Source organism: Roseibium sediminicola (assembly GCF_023156505.1).
In the GTDB taxonomy this organism is placed as follows: domain Bacteria; phylum Pseudomonadota; class Alphaproteobacteria; order Rhizobiales; family Stappiaceae; genus Roseibium; species Roseibium sediminicola.
Genome location: NZ_JALNMJ010000039.1, coordinates 1 through 26868 on the forward strand (window position 1 = coordinate 1; position 26868 = coordinate 26868).

General features: G+C 60.8%; 5 protein-coding genes and 1 pseudogene. 3 read left to right on the forward strand and 3 right to left on the reverse strand.

Features of this window, described 5'->3' with window-relative positions:
* The first annotated feature begins 1 nt into the window (after window position 1).
* Together M0H32_RS28130 and M0H32_RS28135 are read left to right on the forward strand one after the other, a co-directional pair.
* Window positions 2–1213, forward strand: coding sequence for a metallophosphoesterase family protein (locus M0H32_RS28130; protein ID WP_248159994.1), 1212 nt, complete (start codon window positions 2–4; stop codon window positions 1211–1213).
* Window positions 1213–4695 (forward strand): ATP-binding protein, encoded by a 3483-nt coding sequence (locus M0H32_RS28135; protein ID WP_248159995.1) that lies wholly within the window; start codon window positions 1213–1215, stop codon window positions 4693–4695. The genes M0H32_RS28130 and M0H32_RS28135 overlap by 1 nt, the downstream gene beginning before the upstream one ends.
* Before the next feature lie 451 nt (window positions 4696–5146).
* Here the strand turns inward: M0H32_RS28135 and M0H32_RS28140 are convergent, their stop codons facing one another.
* From M0H32_RS28140 to M0H32_RS28150, 3 genes are all read right to left on the reverse strand, one after another.
* Window positions 5147–5848 carry a 4'-phosphopantetheinyl transferase family protein gene (locus M0H32_RS28140; protein WP_248159996.1) on the reverse strand — a complete coding sequence of 234 codons (702 nt, stop codon included), beginning with the start codon at window positions 5846–5848 and terminating at the stop codon, window positions 5147–5149.
* 123 nt (window positions 5849–5971) lie between these two features.
* On the reverse strand, window positions 5972–15415 hold the full coding sequence (locus tag M0H32_RS28145; RefSeq protein WP_248159998.1) for a non-ribosomal peptide synthetase: 9444 nt from the start codon (window positions 15413–15415) through the stop codon (window positions 5972–5974).
* Window positions 15412–25470, reverse strand: coding sequence for a type I polyketide synthase (locus M0H32_RS28150; protein WP_248159999.1), 10059 nt, complete (start codon window positions 25468–25470; stop codon window positions 15412–15414). The genes M0H32_RS28145 and M0H32_RS28150 overlap by 4 nt, the downstream gene beginning before the upstream one ends.
* A gap of 470 nt (window positions 25471–25940) precedes the next feature.
* On the opposite strand from M0H32_RS28150, the pseudogene M0H32_RS28155 reads away from it, so the two are divergent.
* Window positions 25941–26738 (forward strand): annotated as a pseudogene (locus tag M0H32_RS28155) (transposase); the annotation flags it as partial.
* Window positions 26739–26868: the final 130 nt, after the last annotated feature.

Below are 26868 nucleotides of genomic sequence, written 5' to 3' on the forward strand. Positions count from 1 at the left end.
CTTGAAAGAGCCGAACACCGCGTTCGCGAAACTCAGCCGTATATTTGGGTGGAACTATCTTCTGATCCATAAGGGCCATCCTGTGAGAGTTTTACTCTCCGGTAAACCCGGGGCGGTTCACTATGACGGCGACCAGACTTCTATGAAGACAGCCCGGTTTCTTGCCAGCCAGACGCAGCGCCTGCACGAAGCCGGCATTGCGACCTTCATCATACGAGGCAATCACGATGCCCTTTCGCGCATCACCCAGGAACTCATCCTGCCGCCTTCGGTCACTGTATTCGGCGGTCGCTCCCATTCCGTCGATTTCACCAAGGGAGACCTCGCACTTTCTATACACGGCCTGAGTTTCGCCAAGCCTCACGCGCCGGAGAGCCTTCTCGAGAAGTATCATCACCCTACTCCCGATGCGGTCAATATCGGCATCATGCATACAAGCCTCGCCGGGGCACCCGGGCATAACCTCTATGCGCCCTGCAAGGTGTCGGATCTTCATGGCTGGGGGTTCGACTATTGGGCTCTGGGACACGTTCATACCCGCACCCAACATGCCGGCGATCGAATAGTGATCATGCCAGGCATGCCCCAAGGGCGGGACATCAACGAAGCGGGAGAGAAGACCGTCACTCTCGTTACGGTCAATGACGATCGCAGCCTCACCGTCGAAGAACGCCCGTCCAGCATTGCCCAGTTCGAACGCGTTTCGATCGATATGTCCTCGGCCGAGACCTGGCGGGAGGCAGCCGACCTCATTGAACAAGAAATAGCTGGAGCACGAGACCGGACACGATCGCAACACCTTGTCGCGCGCCTTCGGTTGACGGGTAGTACACGATTGTCGTGGCAGCTGAGACGTGATCGCGATTTGCTGCTGGCGGAAGCCGAGCAGCGCGCGGAGAGCTTCGGAAACACCTGGATCGAAAAGATCGAGATCGACACAAACGCACCGGAAAGCACACCGGTTGGCAGTGCCACCGCCGATCCAGTCCTTGAACTCGGCGAGCTGATACGCGGCGACATCATTCGCCAACACGGCGTACGGCAAGCTGTGCAGGATCTCGTCAAGGAACTGCGCGATGACTTGCCGCCAGAAGCCCGTGGTTTCAGCGGAGATGACGAAGCCGCGTTCGAAGCACTGGTCGACCAACTCCTTTCCGAAGGAAGCGAGGACATGCTGGCTCGGCTCAAACTCAAAGCACCGGAGGTCGACTGATGCGTCTACGCCGGCTCGATCTCACCCGCTACGGCAAGTTCACAGATTATTCGATCGACTTCGGGGAGCATGAGAACGGCAAACCGGATTTGCATATCGTTTACGGCTTGAACGAAGCAGGTAAATCGACGGCGCTTTCAGGTTATCTCGATCTCTTGTTCGGCATCGAGGAGCGCACGCGCTACAGCTTTCTTCATCAAGGCAAGGCCATGGAGCTCGGTGCCTGCCTCGAATTTGAGGGATCAGCGCATGAGTTCAGGCGCGTCAAGCAGCGCAGCAATTCCCTGTTGAACGAGCATGGGCAGCTGGTCAACGAGGCGATCCTGAGCCTCCCGCTCGCCGGACTGTCACGCGACGCGTATCGCATGATGTTTTCACTTGATGATCAGACACTGGAGGATGGGGGCAACGCCATCCTCGAGAGCAAGGGCGATCTGGGCGAACTGCTATTTTCGGCAAGTGCAGGCCTGGCCGGCGTCAATTCCATTCTCGAAACTGCTGCCGCGGAAGCCGATGGTATTTTCCGCAAGCGCGCAAGCTCGACCAAGATCGCAGGTCTGAAGCGACAGATCGCAGACCTGAAATCTCAGCGCGACGAACTCGATGTACAGGCGTCCACATACAAGACGCTGACGGCAACGCTCGCACAGGCCAAGACAGCCTATGATGCCGCCATGAAGGAGATTGCGACAGCCAAAGTGCGCCATAAAGAGATTGCCCGCGTCCTGCGTGCCTACCCCCTGGCATCAGAATACCGTCAAGGGCAGGAAGATCTGGCGGGATACAAGGACATGCCGCGTCCTCCGGACGAGTGGGCGGCAGCTCTTCCAGACCTCATCGTCGAAGAGACGCGGCTTCAAACACGGGTTGCCGGCCTCAATCAGCGCGAACAGAAGATCCGCGACGAACTCGAAGGGTTTGTAGTCGAGGAACGTTTGCTCGAGATGGCCGACGATCTCGAGCGGCTTGGAGACGCGGCCGCACGCTACACGACCGCCGAAGAGGATTTGCCGAAAAGAAAGGGTGCACTTTCGGATTGGGCCCGAAAGATCGATCTGATCCTCGCAACCTTGGGTCAGTCAGATATCGACAATCCGAAGACGCTGCAGGTCCCGGCAGCCACGATCGGAACGCTTCGTGATCTGATCGCTCAAAAGTCCGGTATCGATGTCGCGCGACAAACTGCAGAGCGGGAACAGGAAGCTGCCCAGCAGGCTTTGGAAAATGAACAACGCGCCCGGCAGGCGCTCGAAGTTCAAGGCACTGCGGTCGACGCCGGCAAGGTCGCACTGCTTCAATCGGTGGTGAAACGCCTGCGCGACGGAAACCTTGCGGCTGAACTCCGGCTTGCCGAGCGGGCTATTCCAGGTAAGAGGCGCGCCCTTGAGGATGCTATCGACGAACTCCACCCGTGGACAGGCGACGCTGCGGACTTGCGTCAATTGTCGCTGCCCCATCCCGATCGTCTGAACGCGTGGAAATCGGCCCTCGACGGGATCGAGAAACGCCGTTCGCAGATCGTCGAGCGGAAGCAGGAACTCTCGGCAAAGAACAATGAAGATACCGCCAGGATCTCTGCCCTGCGCGAAGCGTCCACCATCATGAATGATGAGGAGGCAAAGGCTGCCCTGCTCGAACGCGACCAAGCTTGGGCTCGCCATTTATCCAGCCTGGTTCGAGAAACAGCTGATCGTTTCGAAAAAGAAATGCGAAAGACCGACGCGATCGTTAAAGCGCGTCTCAACGGTGTCAAGGAGCTCGAGGAATTGCGGTCTCTTTCGACGGCACTATCGGTCACAAAAGCCAACCTCGATCAGCAAGACCGATTGATGCAAGAGGCCGGAAACGAGCTGGAAACCTTGCGTGGCGAAATCAGGTCAGAAACGCCAGCCGAAATCGAACTGCCTGCTGAAGCACCCACGGATGCATGGCTGGCAATGGTCCGAAAATGGGCGGCGGGCCACACCTCAGCGCTGGCTGCATATGATGACCTCCGTAGTGCTCTGAGTGACCTCGACGAGGTGAAGGCAGCGATAGCATCAGAGCAAGGTTCACTCACCACTTCCTTGACCTCCATCGGGATCGACGTCGAGGGACTGGATCTGCCTGCTTTGGCGCAGGCAGCCGACAACATTCTCGCAGACCACGCCGCGCTCCAGGCCAAGCGGACGGAGGCCGACAAACGCCTTGGGGATCTAGAAGCCGCGGCCGCGCAGCGAAAGACGGCATTGGATGAAGCTGTGGCTTCGTTCGAGGAATGGCAGCGTACCTGGGTCGGCACACTCTCCAACACCTGGTTTTCCGACCGGGGAAACAGCGTCGGCGCGGTGCGAGAACTCCTCGACGCCATAGCCGATCTCCCCGAAGCATTACGCAAGCAGGAAGATCTGCAGCATCGCATCGCGTCTATGGAATCCGATCAGGCGACTTTCTCCGACGCCGTCGGGCAGCTGCATGCCGCTCTCGACGAGATGTTTGACGGCAACAATCCGCTCGCCGCGGCCAAGGCTTTGATCCGACGGCACGATGAAGCCAGGCAGACAGACGCGAAGCGGCAGGAACGGGATCAGGCCCTTGCCGACCTTGAAGAGGAACGCGAGCAACTGGATGGCGAGATCGCGGTCCACTCCTCACGCAAAAGGCAGATGACAGAATTCTTCCATGTCGACGAGCTCGCCGATGTCCGGCAAGCGCTGGAGCGCTGCAGGAAGAGAGACGAGTTGATCGTGCACCAGGGCAAGCTTAAACGGCAAATCGTTGGCGAGATGCAACAGCAATCGCTCGAAGACGCAATGGCCGGCCTCGCCGAGATCGACCTCGGTGACTTGCAGCACGAGCAAGCCGAACTCGCAACGCGCCTTGCTGACCTTGACGGTCGGGCGAAGGATCTGTTCGCCGACAGGGCACGAGCAAGTGATGCCCTAAACGCTATCGGAGGCGATGACGCTGTCGCCCGCCTTGAAGCCAGCCGACGGACATTGCTTCTGGAAATCGAAGACTTGGCGCTGCGATATCTGCGCCTGAAAACCGGTAGCATGGTCGCTGAACACGGCATTCGTGCCTATCGGGAAAAACACCGCAGCGCGATGATGAATCGGGCATCCGAAGCGTTCCGGCTGATCACGCGTGATGAATATACCGGACTTGCCACGCGACCCGACAAGGACCGCGAGGCCTTGATCGGACTGTCTCAGCTTGGCGCTTCCAAGCTCGCAGTCGAAATGTCCAAGGGCACGCAGTTTCAGCTGTATCTGGCGCTTCGATTGGCTGGATATGAGGAATTCGCAGCGGCCAGGCCGTCTGTGCCGTTCATTGCTGATGACATCATGGAGACGTTCGACGAGCCACGTTCGGAAGAGGTATTTCGGCTATTCGGACAAATGGCTCAAGTCGGCCAGGTGATCTACCTCACACACCATCGGCACCTGTGCGAGATTGCGATGGAGATCATTCCGAACGTTCGAATTCACGAAATTTCTTAAGTAGCTGACATCCGCGCTACGACCCAATGGGGCCGACAGCAGACATTCCGCTGTCGATTTCTGAACGGATTAAGCGGAAATTTGATCCGCTCAGGGTTTGTCGGAAACTGTTTGGTTTAAGTAACACGGACTAGGACATTTGAGAACGCGCGGCTCAGTATCGTTTTTCAGCTTCAGCGGGAGCGATGATACTTATGAATTTCAACGGGCGCCGCCGATTGAACCAATCAACTCGCTTTGCGGTGGCAAATTCAAGGCTGAACACTGGGTCAGCGCGTGCGCCGATCAGCCAATACTGGTCGCTACTATCCTTCACTTACCAGCTAAACAGTGCTGACCTTTACGGTCCAGCACTAGCTGATCCGCCCATCGCGGTCTTCAAGGGACCAACAATCCCGATATTCGCCCGAAACTAAAGTTGGCAACAGAAGCAACTTTGGAGTTGGACCGATCAAGCATTCCAGTTAGCAACTCTGACCGCCTGGATCTCTTTCGCATCGAGATCTCCGAGGACAGCAAGGGCGACGCGCCAAGCACCTTGCTTCCTCCAGATCCGGAAGGTTCCGTCTGCCCGGAACAGGTCTCGCGAGACCTCTATCTCGATGTTAGTATCACTGAAAATGGAGAAACCAACTGCGGGTAGTTCGGCGCTGATACCCAGTCCGCATGCTTTCAGAAAGGCTTCTTTCAGTGTCCAGAAGTCTAGGAACCTGGAATTCCGGTCACGGCCGGTTAATGCTGCAAGTGCTCGCAACTCACCGGGGGAGCTGACGTCGCGCATTAGCAGGTCCACATCGACAGATCGATGGTCGGTTTCGGCGTCTATGCCAATCTGGCCGACACGCGTGACGGCACAGGCAACCAGACCTCTTGTATGCGTCAGGCTGAAATTGAGGTCTGGCCGATCCACGACCTCGGGTTTTCCCGAGCGTAGGGATGAAAACCGCCATGTAACCGGACAGGTTTCAGGCTCCAATTCACTCAAGGTTCGTCGCAGCAAGGCATGTGCAAGGGCGTAGTCCCTGCGATCTCGGTCAAAACGGAACTTCTGAAAACGCTCAAGCTCTTCATTTGAAAGGATGTTCAATGCAGTGCCAATTTCGGTGGTGCTGCAGCAATTCGTTTCAAGAACGGTAACTCTGGCGTTTTGCAAGTCGCTTCTCACAAGCGGTTCATTCAACAATTCAGCCTGGCAGATCTTACTTCTGTTTTTAATCAGTGCTCGAACTGCGGTGTCCGGGCTACTCACAGTTATTACGACAGGTTTTGGCGGTATCTAAGCGCTCTCTCGCGTCAATAGCAGTTTCAGTTTGCCAGATGGTGTGAAAGTTGCCGCTGTCGCGGCGATGATCCGTTGTGGCACCAGATACTCAGCAAGGTTCTTCACACAGTGCTTCTGGATGTCCTCGGTGCTTGCTTCACCATAGACATAGGCGATCAACCCGGACGTGTTGTTTTCGGGCCCTTCCTGCGGGTCTCGAGACTGACAACATATCACGGCAACCTGATGCACACCCGGGTGGGTCAGGAGGGTCTGCTCGATATCCGCGACGTCTATCCTTGCGCCGTTGCGCCTGATCTGGCTGTCGCAACGTCCAATCAGCACCAGGCTGCCATCGGGAAGCCGGCGCGCCAAGTCTCCGGTTGGAAATCGACTGCGCCCCAGGCGTTCAGGATCGTCGGTCAGTCCGGTGGAAGCATACTCCCTGTGGCTTTGAGCAAGCGATGCGCTCTTGATGACAATTTCGCCCCAAAATTCATTGACAGAACCGATCTCGTCCAAGAGATCGATCTCGATCCCATCCGCCGGAAAACCGATCGGGACAGCGCTCCCGGGCAGTTTTTCCAGGTGATCCGCAATAAAGAGCGTGGCGACAGGAGCTTCCGGCACGCCGTAGCCGTTGGCAAAGCGGCAATGCGTTTCAAATGCACGCCTGTAGGCCGCAAAGTCGGCTTCCACAACGCGTTCTCCACTTAGGAATACCAGGCGCACATCCGGCAGGCTCTTGTCGAGATCGGCGAGCATCCCGCGATAAATGCTCGGCGTGGAGTGCCAGACAGTGATCGCGGCCTTGTCGAGCCAGGCGGCGCAGTTTGCGACCGTCCTCGATTGGAGATCGTACATGCATGCGGTTGCTCCGTTGAGGAGCGCAGCCAGAATATCCATAACCCCGGCATCGACTGCACAGGGAACAAGATTGATGAGCCGGTCTGCAGGGCTTAATTGCAGCCGCTCGGTGAGGACACGAACAAAATGCAGAACGCTTCGATGGTTTTGCATGACCGTCCTTGATCGCCCGTCATCACCTGAAGGAAAGTGAAGACAGGCGAGGTGGTCGGGTGAGATCGAGGGCAGTTCTTCAACCGGCCTCGGCGGTTGATCCAGACGATCCAGATTGATTATGTCCTCGTCGGTGCCGGCGACCGCCCGGGCGCGGTCCTCCAGAACGCTGGTGCACAAGATGAGGCTTACGCCTCCCTCCTCGAGAATGCTTTGGAGCTTCTCATCGGAAAGGCCCGGATCCAGGGGCACGTAAATGCGCCCGGCCTGCAGAGTGCCACACATGCCGACCGCCATCCGCGGATCGTGAGGAAGAAGCAGACCCACGCGGGGTGACCCTGGCCGATCCAGAATTGCCGCGGCGACACGGCGCGCTGCAACGTCCAGCTCCCGATAGCTCAAGGCTTCATCCGGAGTGCATACGGCAATCGCATCGGGGCTGCGGATCACCTGTTCGGCGAACCGGTCAGCGATGGACCGTTCGATTGCGCCAAAGCGAACGGGGGCGTTTGACGACGCCGGACGCAACGGCGGCGGATCGACGCTCGGCTTGGGCGTGCCGGCAAGTGGCAGCTCCGACATGGGGGCGTCGGGATTGGTCACGACCTCGCGCAATATGGCAGTGAAGCCGTGCGCCAGGAAATCGGCGGTCCCCTTTTCGAACAAGGTGGCGTCATAGTGAAGCTCGCCACCGAGCCTCCCGTCCGGCCAATCCGTCAGGTTCAGGTTGAGATCATAAGCTTGAAGAAAGTCGCTCCCACGCGAAAGGACTTCGACATCGACACCTTCCAACTTGAGACTTGACTGGTGCGGTCCGTTCAAGTTCATCATCACCTGAAACAGGGGATTGTAGCTGCGGCTAGGAACCGGGCGGAGTTCCTCTACGAGATAGTCGTAGGGTATGTCCTGATTGGCAAATGCTGAAAGGACTCGCTGCCGAAGCCCTGACAGGAAACCGGCAAAACTTTCCGTCTCCGGTATCTGGCTGCGCATGACAAGCGTGTTCATGAACAGTCCCACCATCGTCTGCAGCTGACAATCGTTGCGATGTGCCACAGGCACACCGACAGAAAGGTCGCGCTCGCCGCTATATCTGGAAAGAAGGAGCTGGTAGGCGGCCAGCAGCACGACAAAAACCCCGCATTCGTGGCGCCGTGCCAGCGCGCGCAGCGCCTCGCTCAATTCGGCGTCAATCTGTACCGGCACCGAACGCCTGTCATGCGCTTGAACTGCCGGCCTGACCCTGTCGAGCGGCAGTGCCAGCAATTCCGGTGCTCCCTCCAGTTGGGTGCGCCAGAAGTCGAGTTGCGGCCCCAGAGAGCCTCGGTTGAACCGATCCCACTGCCATGCAGCAAAGTCTGCATACTGCATCGCAATTTTCGGCAAATTGCACTTTGCGCCATGGCAGGCGGCCTCGTAGAGAGACTCCAGATCGGCGATGAGCACGTCAATGGATTGCCCGTCACCGACAATGTGATGCATTGCGAAGAGAAGCTCAAAACTGGTCGGTCCCAGCGTGAGAAGCGTCAACCTGAACAGGGGCCCTGAAACGAGATCAGAAAGGCTTTCAACCTTCATTTTGCACAAGCGCTGAGCTTCCGACGCGGCTTCGGATTCCGGCAAGCCGCTGAGGTTCACTTCAGTCAGAGGATCGAAGGGAGAGGCCCAATGGGGTTGAAGGACACCGTCGGCGTCGCGGAAGTGAAGGCGGAGGCTGTCATGCCGCTCGACCAGACCTCTGAGCGCCTGGCGCAACGCGGTTTTGTCGAGCTCTCCCCGAAGCACCAGTCTTGCCCATGCAACATGCGCGCTTGCGCGTTCCTGGTTCCGCTCAAGGCCAAAGAGAAGCCGCTGCTGCGCCAGGGAAAGCTCCGGCTCCGAAGTCTGCGGCAGCGCGACCAATGGCGTGAGTTCGCTGCCACGCCTTTCTTCGATCAATCTGGCCAGGCCGATGATTGTCGGTTGCCGGAACAGAGACTCAAGCGGTAATTCGACTGAAAACGCCTCCTTGATCCGGGCTGTCAAAGCGACTGCCAGAAGGGAATGCCCGCCCACCTCGAAGAAGTTGGCATTGCGGTCGATCATGTCCAACTTGAGTAGCCCCAGCCACAGCGAAGCCAGCAATTTCTCCGTTGGTCCCTGAGGCGGGTTTGCCACATGAGAGCCATGTCTGACGACCTTTGGAAGTGCGTCTCTGTTCAGCTTGCCGTTGGGCGACAGGGGGAGGCGTTCAAGTCGAACGAACGTGTCGGGGACCATGTACCGTGGAAGAGATGCTTCCAGTGAAGTGCGCAGCGAAACGGCGTCCAGTTCCTTGCTTGACACAAAATAGGCCGACAGGCGTTCTTCACCACCGTCGTCCACGGCAGCCACCGCCGCTTCGGTGATGTCCGGCAAGGTGCGGATGGCGGCTTCGATCTCCTCCAGCTCGATGCGATGACCTCGGAGCTTGACCTGTGCATCTTTTCGGCCGAGATAGCCCAGAGCGCCATCACTTCGCCAATAAACGAGGTCACCGGTCGCATAAAACCGCTGGTTACGGCCTTCCACGACCCGTTCGACATAGCGCTCATCCGTCAGGTCCGGGCGTCCGACATATCCCTTGCCGACGCAGATCCCGCCAATGAACAGCTCGCCCTGCTGACCGACCGGGGTCGGCAGATTATTGTCGTCGAGCACCTGGAGACGAACATTGTCGATTGGCGTGCCCAACGGTACGTCCTGATCCTCGGCCTCGGGATCGAGCAGACCGGCGACAGAAACATCTGTGCATTCCGTTGGACCGTAGCTGTTGATCACTCGAGCATTGCAGGATGGAGCCGACAACCAGTGCTTCAGCCGGTCGACCTGTATCGGCTCGCCCCCGAGCACAACCCAGCGGAGCGAGGACAGTGCCGCCAAGTCGTCGGCGCTGCCATCTCCGAGTAGGGGATAGAAGGCACTTGGTGTGCAATTGATCCAGGTGATTTCCCGCTGATCGATCGCTGATCGAAGGACACCAGGATCATAGATTTCGTTGTCGATCAGATGAAGCGCGGCACCGGTCATCAGGGGCGCGAATATGTTTTTCTGCGTCAGATCGAAGCCTATCGCGCTGACGAGGAGGCAGCGGTCGGTCTCAGTCAGGGCGAGTGTCCGGCAATACCAGTGGAGCAGATTGGCAAACCCGCGATGGCCAACCAGCGCCCCTTTCGGCCGTCCGGTCGAACCGGAGGTGTAGATGACATAGAGCGCGTCGTCGGGGCTGCTTCTCACCTCGGGATCCGTCGGGTCTTCCGCGGCGATGGCCTCTGCTTCTGCGTCAAGCAGGAACAGAGGAAACGGTCCGGCCGGCAGGCGATGCGTGAGCGCAGTTTTGGTGAGAACCAGTGTCACCTCGGCATCGTTCAGCATGAAGGCGAGACGATTGATCGGATAGCTGGAAGCTAGAGGAATGTAAGTGGCCCCGGTCTTGACGATGGCCAGAAGCGCCACGACAAGATCCGGATCCTGGTCGAAGCACAGCGCGACGCGGTCGCCGGTTTTGATGCCCCGGCGAATGAGCACGCGTGCAAGCCGGTTGGCCTCGGCGTTCAGCTGATCATAGGTCAGGTGGGTGTTGCCGGCCACGACCGCGGGGGCAGTTGGCGTGCGGGCGACCTGAGCTGCAAAGCCGTCTAGGAGGTGGTGCCATGGCAAGGGGTGGTGCGGGCCGGTGCCTAATTGGGAGATCAGGTCACGCTCATCCGCCGTGGTCATGTCCAGGGATGCAAGCGGTTGCCTTGGGGCGGTTAGGGCACCGCGCAGAACCTGTTCAAAGTGTTCCGCCATGTGAGCAATCCGCTCGGCGTTGAAAATATCGGCATTGTATTCCCAGCGGCTGATCAGCTCGGTCCCGCTCGCCTCCAGATAGACGGTGAGATCGAATTTCGCTGCGGTGACCGGCGATGCAAGCAGCGTTACCTCCGCGCCGTCGAGAACCATCTCCTCCACAATGTTGTCCTGCATTACCAGCATGACCTGGATCAGCGGCGTGTGGGTCAAGTTTCGTTCAACGTGCAGGTCCCGCACGAGAAGCTCGAACGGAATATCCTGATTGGCGTAGGCATCAATGCAGTCGCGGCGAACGGCCTTGATCAACGTGGCGAAATCGTCACTCGCATCGATCCGGCATCGCATCGCCAGCGTATTCGCGAAGTAACCGATGAGGTCCTCGCAATCGCTGTGTCGCCTGTTTGCGACGGGGGTTCCGATGAGGAGATCGCGCTGACCGCTGTAGCGCGCCAGAAGCAGTCCGAAGGCCGCGAGCAGAACCATAAAGTCGGTGCAACCTTCGGCTCGGGCGAAGCGGCCGAGATCCGAGGTGAGCGACGCGTCCAGTCGATGCTCGACGAAGCCCCCCCGAAAGCTTGGCTTTGGCGGGCGCGACCGGTCCCCCGGCAGCTCCAGGACGGTCAGCGCCCCGGCCAGCCGCTGGCGCCAGTGTGCGAGCTGCCGTTCAAGGGTCGGGCCCTGGAACCAGTTTCGCTGCCAGGCGGCAAAATCCTGATACTGCACCTGAAGCGGTGGCAAGTCAGCGGCCGCATGGTTGCTGAAGGTTCGATAAAGCGAAGACAGTTCACGCACCAGAACCCCCAGCGACCAGCCGTCACTGATGATGTGATGCATATTGAACAGCAACCAGTGGGTCTGCTCGTCGAAACGCAACAGGTGAAGCCGGAACAGTGGCCCCTCTGCGAGGTCAAACGGATGCAGCGCATGGCTTTGGCTGAGGCGCTCTGCCTCTGCCTCTCGCTCTGCAGGGTCGAGCTGGCCGAGATCGGTGACGTTGAGCGGATCGTAGGCATCGATCAGGCGCAGGCTTGGCGCCCCTTGCACTTCCGGGAAGCTGGCGCGCATGCTGTCGTGCCGACGTACGATGAACGTCGCAGCACGTCGAAAAGCCTCGACATCGATCGGTCCGTTCACAGCGAATGTAGCCGGCATGCTGTAGGTTGGACCCGGGCCATTGAGCTGCTCCATGAACCACAGACGTTGCTGGGTGAAGGACAGTGGAGGTGTTTCCGCTTGTGACAGGGGCTTGATCGGTGGCAAGGGAGCAGCGCCGAGTTGACTGTCGACCCGTTTGGCAAGTCCGGAAACCGTCGGCTGGTCGAAGACGGTCTGAACCGGCACATCAATCCCGAAAGTATCGCGGATGCGCGCCACGAGACGCATGGCCAGAAGGGAATGTCCGCCCAGCTCGAAGAAGTTCGCATTGATGCCGACGTCGGGCACGCCAAGCAGGTCCCCCCAGATGGAGGCGAGCAGCGCTTCATTGCTGCTTTGGAGCGACGGGTCACTCTCTGCAGCCAGACGCGGCTCCGGCAAGGCACGCCGGTCGACTTTTCCGCTCGTTGTCTGAGGCAGACTGTCGAGCACGGTCAGACTGGAGGGAACCATGGCGCCTGGCAAACGGTCGCGCAAATAGCCCAATAGGGTCGGGCGAAGGGTTTCGTCGGAACCGTCCGCATCGGATGCCGGACTGACATAGGCCGCCAGCCGAGGCTCCGACCCGGTTTCCGAATTTCCCTGGAATACGACGGCAGCTTCGCCGACAGCCGGGTGCGCATTGAGGACAGATTCAATTTCGTCGATTTCGACCCGGATCCCCCGGATCTTCACTTGACGGTCGCGACGGCCGACATAGGCAAGCGTCCCATCGGGGCGCCGGCGCACGATGTCGCCCGTGCGATAGATGCGGCCCAACGCCTTGTGGTCGACAAAGGACTGGGCCGTTAAATCCGGACGATTGAGATAGCCGTGCGCAAGGCATGTCCCCGCAATGCACAGTTCGCCGGTTACGCCGACCGGGACGAGCTCGCCCGACCGGTCGAGCACATGGACCGCAGTATTGGCGATCGGCCTGCCGATCGGTGGCAGGTCTTCCCACTCCGAAACCGGTCGCGGCATCCGAAAGGTGGTGACCACGTGGGTCTCGGTCGGCCCGTAGTGATTGTGAAGCCGGCAATCGCAAGCGGCAAAAGCTTCTTTGATTGGCGGCGTGCAGCGCAGCTGCTCGCCTGCCGTAACGATCTCTTTGAGACTTGCCGGGAACCCGGTGCCGCGGGTCGCCTCGGCGAGGTGCTGGAGTGCCACAAACGGGACGAACAACCGCTCGACTCGCTGCGCGTCGATCCAGTCCAGCAGGGCGCGGCTGTCCCGGCGGAGCGCCTCGTCTATCAGGACCAGGGTGCCGCCGGTGTTCCAGGTGGTGACAATTTCCTGGAACGCGACATCGAAGGTGAGCCGGGTGAACTGCAAGGTGCGTGCGGGGCCGCCGAGACCAGGCTGACCGGCCTGCCAGACCGCCAGGTTGACGAGCGCCCGGTGAGGCATGGCAACGCCCTTGGGACGCCCCGTGGAGCCGGAGGTGAAAAGAACATAGGCGAGATCGTCAGGCTTGGCCCTGGAGGGCACATCGTCGCCCACAACAGGGGGAAAGGCTTCATCCTCGCGTGTCAGCTCCTCAGGTTCCAGAGTGATGATCTTCGCGGTAGTTTCGGGCAGGAGCGGCAACCAGTCGGGATCAGTCAGGACGGCGGCGGCGGCGCTGTCGGACAAGAGATGCGCCCGCCTTTCAACCGGATCGGACTTTTCCAGCGGCATGCAAGCACCGCCTGCGCGCAAGACGGCCAATACCGCAATCACCTGATCCATCGGCCGCCTCAAGAACAGGGCAACCACCTTGTTGGGGCCAATGCCGGCGGTCTTGAGCCGACGCGCCAGCCGACCGGCAACCGCATCCAGCGTGGCATAGCTCAGCCGACACGTCCCGTCTTCGACGGCGATGGAGTCCGGTGTCAAAGAACACTGTTTGGCGATCAAGTCATCGACGGTTTGATCCACCGATTGCTCTGTACCGGTCTGATTCCAGTCCTGGAGCTGGCGCAGCTCCGGTGATGACAGTAGGGGCAGCGAGGCGACAGGTTGCTCAAGCCCGTCGATGAGGGATACCAGCAGCCGTTCGAGATGGATTGCCATTCGGTCGATGGTCGTATCTTCAAACAGCGCTTTGGCGTAGTCCCAGGTCATACGGATTTGGCCGTCCTGCTCGAGCACGGTCAAAGTGACGTCGAACACCGCGCCGCGCTGCCCTCCGGCGATGACCTCGCCGATCGGGTCAAATTCGCTGTTTGGTGTTTCGCGCCTGCGCTCATAGACAAAAGCGGCCTGGAAGATGGGAGACCGGCGCGGATCCCGCTCGGGTTGCAGATCCTCGACCAGTAGCGGAAAGGGATAATCCTGGTGCTCCAGCGCCTCCAGAACCGTCCGATGAAGCTGCGCCAGGAACAAGCGGCCGAGCAATCCGTCAGAAAAGCGGAGGCGCAGCGCGACCGGATTGACGAGGTAGCCGACGAGATCGGTCAACTCGCTCCGATTGCGACCGAGCATCGGTGCGCCGATCACAAGCTCTTCCTGGCCACTGTGGCGGTGCAGCAGCAGGCCGTAGGCTCCAAGCAAGAGGACAAAAGGCGTGATGCCGAGCATGCGGGCGGCGGATACCAGACTCCGGGAAAGATCTGGATCAAGCGCCCGGGTCAGCGTCGATCCGGCAAAACTCTGACGGCTCGGGCGGGGAGAGTCCGTTGGAATGTCGAGAACAGGCAACTCCCCCCCCAGGACGCCAAGCCAGTAGTCCCGGGCTTTCGTCCCCTCCGGCGAGGCGACCCATGCTCTCGACCAATCGACATATGTGCCGTAGGTCCACGGCAATGTGGGAAGCGCCGCCGGCACCGAGTCCCGTTCGGACCGGTAGAGGGACGACAGATCGCGCAACACAATCTCGAGCGAGCGGAAATCGATCACGCTGTGATGCGCGACAAACAACAGGACCGGTCCCGGTTCGCACTCCTGTGTGATTGCTGCGTCGGTGAGAAGGTGCCAGCGCACCAGTGGTCCCGTTTCGAGATCGAAGGGTTGATCGCTGAGGGCTGCGATACGGGCCTCCACCGCTGATGGCGGCAGGCCCGCGGCGCTGGTCGTCTTCAGGGTTGCGCCCGCGTCCGTTTCGAACCGTTGCCAGGGGCGGCCGTCGACAGCCATGAAGCGACTGGACAAAACGGGATGACGGTCGTGCAGCCGGTGCAAGGCGTCCTGGAGCAAAACGAGATCGGTACTGCGGTCAAGACGTGCCGCGACCATGGTGTTATACGCAAGACTGTCCCTGTCCAGCTGGTGAACAAACCAAAGCGCCTCTTGACCGAATGACAGAGCATGAGCGCCGGGTGGTGCGACCTCTTTCTTCGCGCCGGCGGTTCGCCGCAGGTATTTGACAATGTCAGGCTTGCGCGCGCGAAGTTCGGCAAGCGTGGCTTCGTCGAGCGCCTCGCGTGGGCCGTGATAGCGCAAGCGGTCGCCATCAACCGAAAGTTCGATTTGACGTGCGGTCAGGCGTTGGAGGAACTTCGCGATGCTCATAGTTCGCCTTCGACCCACTCGGTCTCGCCTGTGTCCGGTGCTTTTGCAGCCGGGGTCGGCGACGAGAGCGCCACTGCCAATCGCTCGGTCAAACCGTCGAGCGTGACTTCGCCGAGCAGAACGTGGGGAGCAAGAGCGATCCCGAACTCCGTTTCAATACTGTTGCGCACTTCGACGGCCAGAAGTGAATCGAGACCGAGCCGTGTCAGAGACACATCCGTTTTCAACTGGTCCGGTGCCATGCGCAGCGCATTGGAGAGACATGTACCAAGCCAGCCAAGCAGCTCATGCCGGGAAATCGAACCTTCTCCCTCTGCGTTCCGGGCAGGCGAACCGGTCGGAACAGGCTCCAGTGATTGGCTCTTCGTCGTATCCGGCGCGAGGCGTTCGAACAGGGTCGTCTGGCGTCGGCTGCGGTAGAGCGAGACGAACCGGGGCCAGTCCGCAGCGACACGGGTCAACTGGGGGGAAGCATCGTCCAGCATAGTTGCAAGGGAAGCCGTCACTTGCGCAGGGGCCATGGGGGGCAGACCCAGCCTTTGCAGTTCGGCACTGATGTCGCCGGATATCATGCCACTGTCGGCCACCGGCCCGAAATTGACGCTCGTTCCGGCCAGGCCCTGCCCGCGGCGGAAAGCGGCAAGGCCGTCCAGAAACGCATTGGCCGCCGCGTATGCCACTTGGCGCTGCCCGCCCCAGAGCGACGCGATTGAAGAACAGCCGAGGAAGAAATCCAGAGGTTCGGCCGGTGGGAGCGTGAGGGTGGCCTTGTGCAATGCCCAGCCACCCTGGATCTTGGCAGCAAGTAACTTGACGCATTCCGGCCAGGTGACCGCGTTTGTATCTGCAAGACCCGTCGAACCGGCTGCATGGATGACACCGCGCAAAGGTTCGCCCTGTAGGCGCCAAGCGGCAATCCGCTCTGCCAGGGCCGCCGCGTCGGTGACGTCCAGGGCCGAATATTGCACGGTTACGCCCCGTGCTCTCAGGGCCTCCAGATGCCGCTGAGCCACGTCGGTGCCGGCACCGGTGCGACCGATCAGCCATAGAGACCGTGCCCCCTGGTCCGCAAGCCAGTTGCCGAAGGCACGGCCCAGGCTTCCGAAACCGCCCGTGACGAGGTAGCTGGCGTCGGGTCTTATCGCGCAAGCCTGGCGGGGGGCGGGCTTCCATGGAACCAATTCCGGAACCAGCAGCTGACCCGCGCGCACCGCGACTTCACTCGCCGCGTTGGCGCCCGCGATGGCATTTGCGACAGGTTCAACGGCATCTGCCGGGTCGCCATTGACGGACAAGTCGATCAAGCCGCCCCACATGTGCGGGAATTCCAGCGCGACGCTGCGGCCGAATCCCCAGACGGGCGTCTGCATCACCCCCTCCAGCCGGTCGTCCGGCGTGGCCGCGACGGCACCGCGGGTCAATGCCCACACTTTGGGTGACGGGTCGCGATCGTGGAAGCACTGGACAAGGGACAGGAGACTGGCGACTGTCTTGTCCTGAATGGTCATCGCTTGCCCGGCGTCCAGGGACCCCGGCGGATCGTTGTGATCGAGTGCCCAGCCGTGAACAACGCCCCGCAGCGGACCCTGGCGTTCGACAAGGTCCCGCAGTCCCTGCTTGTCCTGGGGATCAAGCACTGGACCCGGGCCATCGAACGGCGCGGCATGGACAAAGGTGCAATTGGCCCCGAGCGTCTCGAGGCGGGCAGCCAAAATCGCGGAAAATCCGCCGCGATCCGCCAGGATCAGCCAGCGTCCCGACATGTCGGCATCAGTTGCCGGTTGTGATGGCATCGCCACCCAATCCAACTGCAGCGCATCCGGAGTGGCTACCGGAGCCGACGGCGGATCGATCCAGTAGCGCTGCCGCTCGAAGGGGTGGCCGGGCAAGACCACCCGCTGCAAGGGCAAGTCACCATACCAGGTGCGCCAATCCACGGACCCGCCGCCAGCATAGGCCGCGGTGGCGCTGCGCCAGTCATTCTCGTCTGCGTGCTCGGCCGAAAAGACGCGGGGCTTTTCAGGGATTTTGGTCACTTCGGCGGAACTGAGCCAGACTGACGCGTTGGGTTTTTTGTCGATCCAGTCTTTCAAGCCCTGGCGGAGAGCCGCAACGTCAGTGCCAAGGACCGCCAACCGGTGTGTGAAATGATCCCGGCCGCAGGCTGCGGTGAAGCAGATATCCGCGGCCGGGTCCTCGGTCTCGCCGAGGTAGACCAACATGCGCTCCGCAAGACTGCGCAGGGAACGCGCGGTTTTCGCCGACAGCGGCAACACATAGGATTGGAATGCCGGAACGCTGCGCCGCGGCAGCATCGGCGCTTCCTCAATCACGACGTGGGCATTCGTACCGCCAAATCCGAAGGAACTGACACCTGCACGGCGGGGCGGACCCGAAGAACGCCAGGGTTCCTCCTCTTTCGGCAGGTGCACGATTGATGCATCCCAATTGATCTCGCGACTGGCGTTCCGTGCATGCAGATGTTTCGGGATCGTGCCGCCCTGAAGGGCGAGCACCACCTTTTGCAGGCCGGCCACACCAGCCGCGGCTTCCAGATGACCCAGGTTTGTCTTGACCGACCCGACCACCAATGGTCGTCGAGTTGTCCCGGACGCAGGCTGGAAAACCGTGTCGAGGGCTCCCAATTCGATCGGGTCGCCGAGCGGCGTACCCGTTCCATGCGCCTCGACATAGTCGATGTCGGATGCGTCGAGACCGGCCCGGTGCAATGCCTTGCGAATGACCCGCTGCTGCGCTGGCCCGTTGGGAACGGTCAGGCCGCTTGTGCGCCCGTCCTGGTTGACTGCCGACCCCCGGATCAGCGCCAGCACGCGGTCGCCGTCCCGCCGCGCATCGTCGAGCCGCTTGAGGACAACGACAGCGCATCCTTCAGAGCGGCCAATTCCGTTGGCCTCGGCAGAAAAGGCTTTGCAGCGTCCGTCCGGCGACAGCATCCGGGCACGGGAATGGTTGATGCTGACCGTCGGATCCAGCAACAGGTTGACGCCTCCGCCAAAGGCAAGGTCGCATTCCCCGTCACGCAAGCTGCGGCACGCCTGATGAATTGCCACCAGGGAAGAAGAGCACGCCGTATCGACAGCCACGCTCGGCCCCTCGAGGCCAAGACAATAGGACAGACGGTTGGCCGCCATGCTGAGCGCATTGCCGGTGCCGACATAAGGATCGATCTGGCCTGGATCGCGGTTCAGGCGCTGAAGATAGTCGTTCAGACTGATGCCGATGAAGACACCGGTTTCGCTGCCTTCGAGCAGGCTTGGCGGGATGCCGGCGTTCTCCAGGCTTTCCCAGGCCACCTCCAGTATCAGCCGCTGCTGTGGATCGAGATGTTCCGCCTCGCGCGGCGATATGCCGAAAAAGACCGGATCGAAATATTCTGCATCTTCGACGAAACCGCCGAGGCGGGCCTGGATTTCCCCGGGTTCTCCCAGGGCGCAGACCTGATCGGCATCCCACCTGCTGGCCGGAACCTGGCCGATCGCATCACCGCCGGCGCGCAGAAACGCCCAATAGGCACGTGGATCGGCAATGCCGCCTGGCAACCTGCATCCCATGCCAATGACGGCTATGGCGTCAGAAGCGTCGCTGTCGCGCACCGAAGGCGGAACCACCGACGCAGGCGATGCGACTTCTTCGCCGAGGTCCAGCAACGACAAGAGTTGATGTGCCAGCCGTTCGGCCGTCGGATAATCGAAGGCCAACGTTGAGGGCAGTTGCCGGCCCAGCTCCTCCTGCAGCCGATTGCGGAGCTCGACCGCATTCATGGAATCCAGACCCTGCTCCGTAAATCCGTCGGTTGCGGTAAATCCGGCCCTGTCGGCTCCACGAATTGCGGCGGCCATGTCGAGGATTCGCTCTACGAGATGGTCACCCCTTTCCGACACCGGCATCTTCTGCAGTGTCGCAATCATTGCCGAACTCGGTGTGTTCCGTGGGATTGCCTTCTGTGGCCCGCCGAACAGCACATGCGTCAGGGTCGCCCCCTGTTTGCGCGGCAGGATCGCGATCTGGGCCGCACCGTCCGACAGCGCCCGCTCCAGGGCGATCAGGCCTTGCCCCGGTTCGATGGGCGCCAGGCCTTGCCGGTCCAGGCGTTCCGCCACCTTGAGATCGTCGGCTGCGTCCGCCCAGGCACTCCAGCTCAGACTTTGGCCGACCAGTCCGCAGGCACGCCGGTGTCGGGCCAGTGCGTCGAGAAAACTGCTGCCTGCCGCGTAGGCCGATTGGCCGGCATTGCCGAGAAGCCCGGCAGCGGATGACATCAGCACGAAATACTTGAGAGGCCGAGCAGTGGTCAGCGTGTGGAGGTTCCAGGCGCCTGAGACTTTGGGCGAAAGGACTGCTGCCATTCGCTCCGGCGTTTGCTGGAGCAAGATTCCGTCATCCAGAACACCTGCGGCATGGATCACACCGTCGAGACCCGGCCTTTCGGAAAATACGTTTTCAAGAACCGTCTCAAGGGCGTCCCGATCTGCAACGTCCAGTGTATGAATGTGTGTGGTAACGCCTTTGGCGGTCAGCGACGCAATGACCTTTTCGGCAGCATGGCCCGGTGGCCGGCGGCCGATCAGGTGCAGGTGCCGGACGCCGCGTGACGCCAGCCAGCTGGCGCATGTCAATCCGATCCGGCCCAGACCACCGGTAATCAGCCAGGTATCCCCCAACTCCAGATCGTCTGCCACCGCCGGAAGCGTGTGTGGCTCTAGTGTCAAAGTCAGGCGCTCACCGTCGCGCAGCGCGATGTCGTCGCCTCCGCTGCCGGTTCGGGCCTCGGTCACGAGCTGAGCGGCTGCTTCCTCAGGTCGGCCCGCGACGTCGACCAGGCGCACCGACCAGTCTGCGTGCTCCTGGCGGAGGCTGCGCCCGAACCCCCAAAGAAGGCTCTGCAATATTTCCCCGCCATCGCCGCCTGAACCCGCACCGCGCGTCACCAGCCACAAGCGCAACGGCCGTTCGCTCTCTCGCGCCAGTGAGCGCACAAGTTCGAGCAGGCGTTGGCCAAACAGGTTTATCTCATGGCTGAGCGTTTCCGGCTTTAAGCTTGCTGTCTCGGACCAATCGAGAAAGCAGCAACAAACCACTGTCAGTGTGCCGTCACCAGTCAACAGATCGGGTTGCAGTTCGCCTTCAAGCAGAGTGCATTTGGCGCCTTCAGCTCGTAAGCGGGCGTCGAACGCTCTTGCCGTGCCGGCACGGTCGGCAAGGATCAGCCAATCCGACGTCTCAGGATCGTCCTGAGGCGGAGAAGCGACCCATTGTGGCACGAATCCCCATTCTTCCACGGGAACCGGCGAGACATGCGCGGAACTGCCCGGCTCGAGTGGCGCCTCCTGCGCACGGAGCCGCGCTACCGCCGCCGTCACAGGCGCAGCCGCATCGTTGTCCTCGGGGCGCGGCGGCAGCGTCACGAGACGCCGCTGGAACGGATAATCGGGAAGGTCGAAGACGCGCTCCGCGCTGCCGTCACGATAGACGTTCGCCCAGTCCGGGTCGACGCCGGCGACATAAAGCCGGGCGAGGCTGTCGAGCAGAACACGCCAATCCTCGCGCCCCGGTCTCAGGCTTGGCAGCCACTGTGCATCGGTGTCGCGCACGGTGTGTGCTCCAAGGCTCGATAGCAGGGGCTGCGGCCCGATTTCAACAAACAATCGGTGGTGTTCTGCTGCGGTCCTGAGCCCGTCTGCGAACCTTACTGGTTCGCGCAAATGGCGGGTCCAATAGGCGGCGTCCGGCGCGCCAGTCAGAACTTGCCCGTCGAGATTGCTTATTATCGGTATGTTCGGTGTGTTGTAGTCGAAGCTGGCGGCCAATTCATGGAAACGGTCGACGATCGGTTCCAGGAGCGGCGAGTGAAATGCGGCGGAGACGGGTAGAAACTGGCTCTTCTTGCCTTGCGCGTCCAAAGTATTGCGAACATCTTCCAGAGTCTCGCGCAGACCCGAGAGAACGATGCTGCGCGGTGCGTTGACAGCCGCAATGGCCACCTTGCCCTGCAGCGCTGCGACCATGTCGCTCACGTCCGCCTCTTCGGCATGTACGGCGAGCATCGCGCCTGTCGGCGGAAGTTCCTGGATCAGACGGCCCCGCTCCGCCATCAATCGAAGTCCGGTCTCCAGTTCGAACGCGCCGGCGATGCAGGCTGCCGGGTATTCGCCGACGCTGTGCCCGATCATGGCCGCCGGTTCAATGCCCCAGTCACGCCATAGTTTGGCAAGCGCATATTCGAGTGTGAACAGGGCCGGCTGGGTAAAGGCCGTCTGGGCCAACAGGTTCGGATCGTCGCCAAACATCACCGAAAGAATTGAACGCTTCAGGATCGGCTCCAGCGTCCGTTCGCATACGTCCAGCTGTGCCCGGAACACGGGCTCCGTCTCGTAGAGCGTCCGGGCCATGCCGATGTGCTGGGATCCCTGACCGCTGAACAGGAACACGACGCCCGGTGCCCGTGCCGGTGCTTCTCCGCGGATCAACGAGCCTGAATCTGCAGCTCCATCAGCGCGCAAAAGCCCGGCAACCTGTTTCAGAGACGTTGCGACAGCGGCGGCCCTGTGTCGATGATGGGCCCGGCGTGACCCGGCACTGAAACACAGATCGGCCAGCCTTGTGTCGGGCCGCGTCTCGCAGAGCTTGGCATAGCGCCCGGCCAGCGCCTGCAACGCTTCCGGGGTGTTGGCGGACAGAGGCAGGAGATGGTGGGATCGGGGCGAAACCTCCGGATCGCTTGCCGGCTCCCGGGACGCTTCTTCCAGAACGACGTGGGCATTGGTTCCGCCAAAACCGAAGGAGCTTATGCCGGCGCATCGATTTGCTTCGCCACTGTCCGGATGGGCAGGCCAGGGCTGCCGGTTGTTCGGAATTGTAAAACCGGTCGTTTCAAGTCTAATGAGTGGATTGACCGACTGCAGATGCAGGCTCGGCGGGAACTCCCGGTGCCGGAGGCAAAGAACGGTCTTGATGAACCCTGCGATCCCTGAAGCGGCTTCCAGGTGCCCGATATTGGTCTTGACCGCTCCGAGCGCGCAGGTGTCGTCTGATGTCCGCCCCTCCTTCAGAACGGCCTGAAGCGCCTCGACCTCGATCGGATCGCCCAGCCTGGTCCCCGTGCCGTGGGTCTCGACGTATCCGATCCTCGCTGGCGGCAGGTCCGCATCTGCCAGGGCCTCGCGGATGACGGCCTGCTGGGCCAGCGCATTCGGAGCGGTCAGTCCGTTGCTGCGGCCGTCCTGATTGACCGCGGAGCCGCGGATGACCGCGAGCACACGGTCGCCGTCCCGGCGTGCGTCGCTGAGGCGTTTCAGAACGACGATGCCACACCCCTCGCCTCGAACATAGCCATCCGCCCCGGCATCGAATGTCCGGCAGCGCTGACGCGGTGACAGAACGCCCGCGCGTTCGAGGGCGAGGTGCACATGTGGTGACAAGATCAGGCTCACACCTCCCGCCAGGGCGGAATCGCACTCGTGTGTCCTCAAGCTGCGGCAGGCCTGATGCACAGCGACCAGCGACGATGAGCAGGCCGTGTCGATGGCCAGGCTCGGCCCTCGAAGGTCGAGCATATACGAGAGGCGATTGGCCGCCACGCTGAAGGCGATGCCCGTGCCGCTGTAAGCGTTGATCAACTGCTCGGCGTCGCCGCGGCTGAACTGGCCGTAGCCGAAATCGCCGGCCGCTATTCCGACGAACACGCCGCAGCGCGTTCCCCGGTAATGATGCGGCGCGAAACCGGCATCTTCCAGTGCCGTCCAGGCGATCTCGAGGAGCAGCCGTTGCTGAGGGTCCATGGCGCGCGTCTCGGCGTCGCCAAGGTCGAAGAACTCGGGATCGAACTCGTCGATGCCGTCGAGGAACCCGGCCTCGACACCGGGCAAACGGTCGTCGGGACGAATTGTGCATTCCGCGTTGCGCAGCAGCGACCAGAACTCTGCAATATTGCGTGCACCTGGGAAACGACATGCGGCACCAATGACGGCAATCGGTTCCTCCCTGCCATCGGCTGGTCGATCTGATTTCCGCTCGTCCATTCGCGGTTCAACCCTTGCCGCTTTCACGTTCCGTGAGCCGGCCAAATGATCGCTGAGAGCGGCGATGGTCGGAAACTGCCACAGGAGCGTCGGCGCGAGAGAACCAAAACCGAAGCGATTTTGAAGCCAGGTGATCAACGATATCGCGGCTCGAGATTCCAGGCCGAGTTCAGCGAAGGGTGCATGAATGTCGATCCGTTCCAGCGGCACTTCCAGAAGGGCCGCGAGTTCACGGCACAGCCACTCTTGCAGGTCGCCAAGCTCCGGTGGTGCCGGTGCGTTTTGATCGCCTTGGAAAGGGGCTTCGGCGGTCCACGATTGCACCACGTCCAAATCCCCATCCAGGAAAGCCTGACGGTTGGCGCGGCGTTGAATCTTGCCACTGGACGTTTTCTGCAATGACCCACGCTTCAGAACCGCAATTTGTTGCACCGCCAGGCCATGTTGGGCGGCGACGGCCTCCTGGAGCCGCTGGAAGACGGGTTTCCAGTCGATTTCCGGCCGTTCATACTCTGCCAGGACGACCAGCGTCTCCTCGCCGGACTTTTCAATGGAAACGGCGGCGCAATGGTCCCGGCGCAGCTCGGGACAGGCGGACAGGGCCGTCCATTCGATGTCCTGGGGATAATGGTTGACCCCCGCCACGATGATTACATCTTTCAACCGGCCGGTTACATAGAGCTCTCCGTGGTGGAGGAAGCCGAGGTCTCCGGTGCGCAGGTATGGCCCCGCCTCGGGTTGACCATCGATGCGTGCCTGAAAGGTTGCGCGCGTTTCTTCTTCGTGCCGCCAATAGCCGAGCGCCACGCTTCCATCGGACACCCAGATTTCGCCGACATGGCCGCGTGTGCATTCCCGGCCGCTGGTCGGATCAACAATGCGCAGGTCGGTCCCCGGTTGCGGTACGCCGCAACTAACCACTTCGTAGCCGGCGGTCTTGTCGTTGCGCGCGAGCGGAACCGCGCGATCGTGCCCGAGCGCCGCGGCGTTGATTTGGAGGCTGACAGGCTCCCTGGAAGCGGCCCGCGCCGTGACGAACAGCGTTGATTCAGCAAGGCCATAGGCCGGGTAGAACGCTTCCCAGCGGAAGCCGTTCGGGCCGAAAGCGTCATGGAAGCGGCGAAGCGTATCGAAGCGGACCGGCTCGGCCCCGTTGCCCGCGCAGCGCCAACGCGACAGATCGAGCCCCTGTCGCGCGTCCGGTCCAATCCTTTGCAGGCAAAGCTCGTAAGCGAAATTGGGCGCGTGGGTGTGGGTGGCACCGGTTCTGGAGAGGGTCTCAAGCCACCGGAGTGGCCGTTTCAGCAAGGTCACAGGTGACAACACGTAGCAGTCAACCATACTGAAAAGCGGCTGAAGTAATCCCTCAACAAGCCCGTAATCGTGAAAATGAGGCATCCACGTGACGTAGACGCTATCGTCATTACAACTGAAGGCTGCCTTCAACAGGCTCAGGTTTCGCAGCACATTGACGTGGCTGATTGCGACACCACGGGGTGTTGTCGTTGAGCCGGACGTATATTGCAGATACGCAATGTCGGCTGGTGTGGTCGGCGTCGCTGTCCAGCCGTTTCCTTCACTCTGTTGAATTCCGTCCGTCGACAACCAGGTGATTTGCGGCAGACTTTTTCCCAGAAGATCTTTCAAATCAGGCAGCATCGCTGCCGTCGTCAGGACAATCTCCGGCTCGGCGTCGGTAATGATGGCCCGCAGGCGCGGCAGCGCATGCTTGAGCCCGACGCCCCCTGGCGTCGGCGCCGGCACGGCGATAACTCCCGCATACAAACACCCGAAAAAGGCTGGGAGAAAACCTGGGCCGGGCGGATACAACAGAAGAGCACGGGAGTTGGGCCGGACGGCATCTGCAATCCTTCGCCCCACGGCGCGGGCGTGTCTTGCCAGCGATCGGTATTCCAGCCTTGCAGATACGTCGCGGCCGTCCTCAAGAAAATGATACCCACGAACGCAGGAATCTGGAACGCGGTCAAGGAGATCGTTCAGCCGGCCTAACGCCATATTGCGTCCCTACGTTCTCGCGAATCGATGTCACAGGAATATCGAGTATTTGAATTTGTCAGGCAAGGCGCCGAGTGGCCAGACGCTTCCAGGAGCGACGGATCTCGTTGATCCAGGCGAGGGTAGATGAGTGTCTTTGGACGAGGGTCACCCTCGCAGTTAGCGTAGGTGTCGGGGAGGGAAGTTCCTCGAAGGCATAAGACTTCAAGATTTTTGCGAAAAATGTTGTTTGATGAGAACAGACGACTGTGGGAAGGCTCGCGCCCTTCATTCATTTTCTCTTAGCAGCGAATGACGGCTTTTGTCGTCAGAACGCGAATCTTTAAACGACCGTTTTGGGGACGCTGAGCGGACCTTAGTGCCCGCAGCGACGAAAGTCCGCTCCCCGCCGATACTGTTGAAAAAGTCTTTGTTGCGGAGCGGGAAGTTCCTTGATTCACTCAGGTATGAGGGAATTGGGGGATTTGGCCATGATGGGAACTCAATCGGCACCTGCTCAGCTGTTTTATGACTTCGATCTTGAGGACCACGTTCCTGCCAATCACATGCTTCGTGAGATTGACCGTTTCCTCGACATCGATGGAATGCGCGCGAAAGTGTAGCCCTTCTACAGTCATTTGGGCAGGCCCTCGATTGATCCCGAACTGATCGTGCGAATGCTGTTGATCGGATATGTCATGGGCATCAGATCCGAACGGCGGCTGTGTGACGAAGTTCATCTGAACCTTGCCTATCGATGGTTTTGCCGCCTGGGTCTCGACGGCAAGGTCCCAAACCATTCAACCTTCTCGAAGTACCGCTATGGCAAATTCCGCGAGAGCGATCTGCTTCGTCACGTCTTCGAAGCGACGGTCGAACGGTGCCTGAAGGAAAACCTTGTTTCTGGGGAAGGCTTTGCCGTGGACGCCAGCCTGATCCCGGCGGATGCGAACAAGACACGGTCCCTGCCGGCGTCGGAGTGGAATGCCGATGTTGCCCGCAAGGCCGGATCGCGCGCGGCGCGCGAATATCTCGACGCGCTTGACGATGCGGCCTTTGGCGCGGCGTCGCCTTCTCAACCGAAGTTCGTTGCCAGGTCGGACCCGGCTGCCCAATGGACACGGGCGGAGGAAAGCAGGCTCTACTTTGCCTACGCCACCAATTACCTGATCGACACGCAGAACTCGGTCATCATGGATGTCGAGGCCACCCGGGCCATTCGCCAAGCGGAAGTGGGCGCCTCAAAGACCCTGCTGGGCCGCACGGAAAAACGCTTCGGCATCAAACCGGACTGGATCGTACCCCTCCGGTGAAGGCCGTCTTGCTGGCGAAGGCTGAAGACTGTCAGTCCTAGTGGTAGCACTAGGAGTAGTCATATGACCAAGCAGCATATTGAGGTGATCACGTCGGTGGAGCGCC

Bases quoted from the DNA above. Each gene is read 5' to 3' on its own strand.
- M0H32_RS28150 (WP_248159999.1), bottom strand. From the start codon at position 25,470: ATGGCGTTAGGCCGGCTGAACGATCTCCTTGACCGCGTTCCAGATTCC.
- M0H32_RS28135 (WP_248159995.1), top strand. From the start codon at position 1,213: ATGCGTCTACGCCGGCTCGATCTCACCCGCTACGGCAAGTTCACAGAT.
- M0H32_RS28145 (WP_248159998.1), bottom strand. From the start codon at position 15,415: ATGAGCATCGCGAAGTTCCTCCAACGCCTGACCGCACGTCAAATCGAA.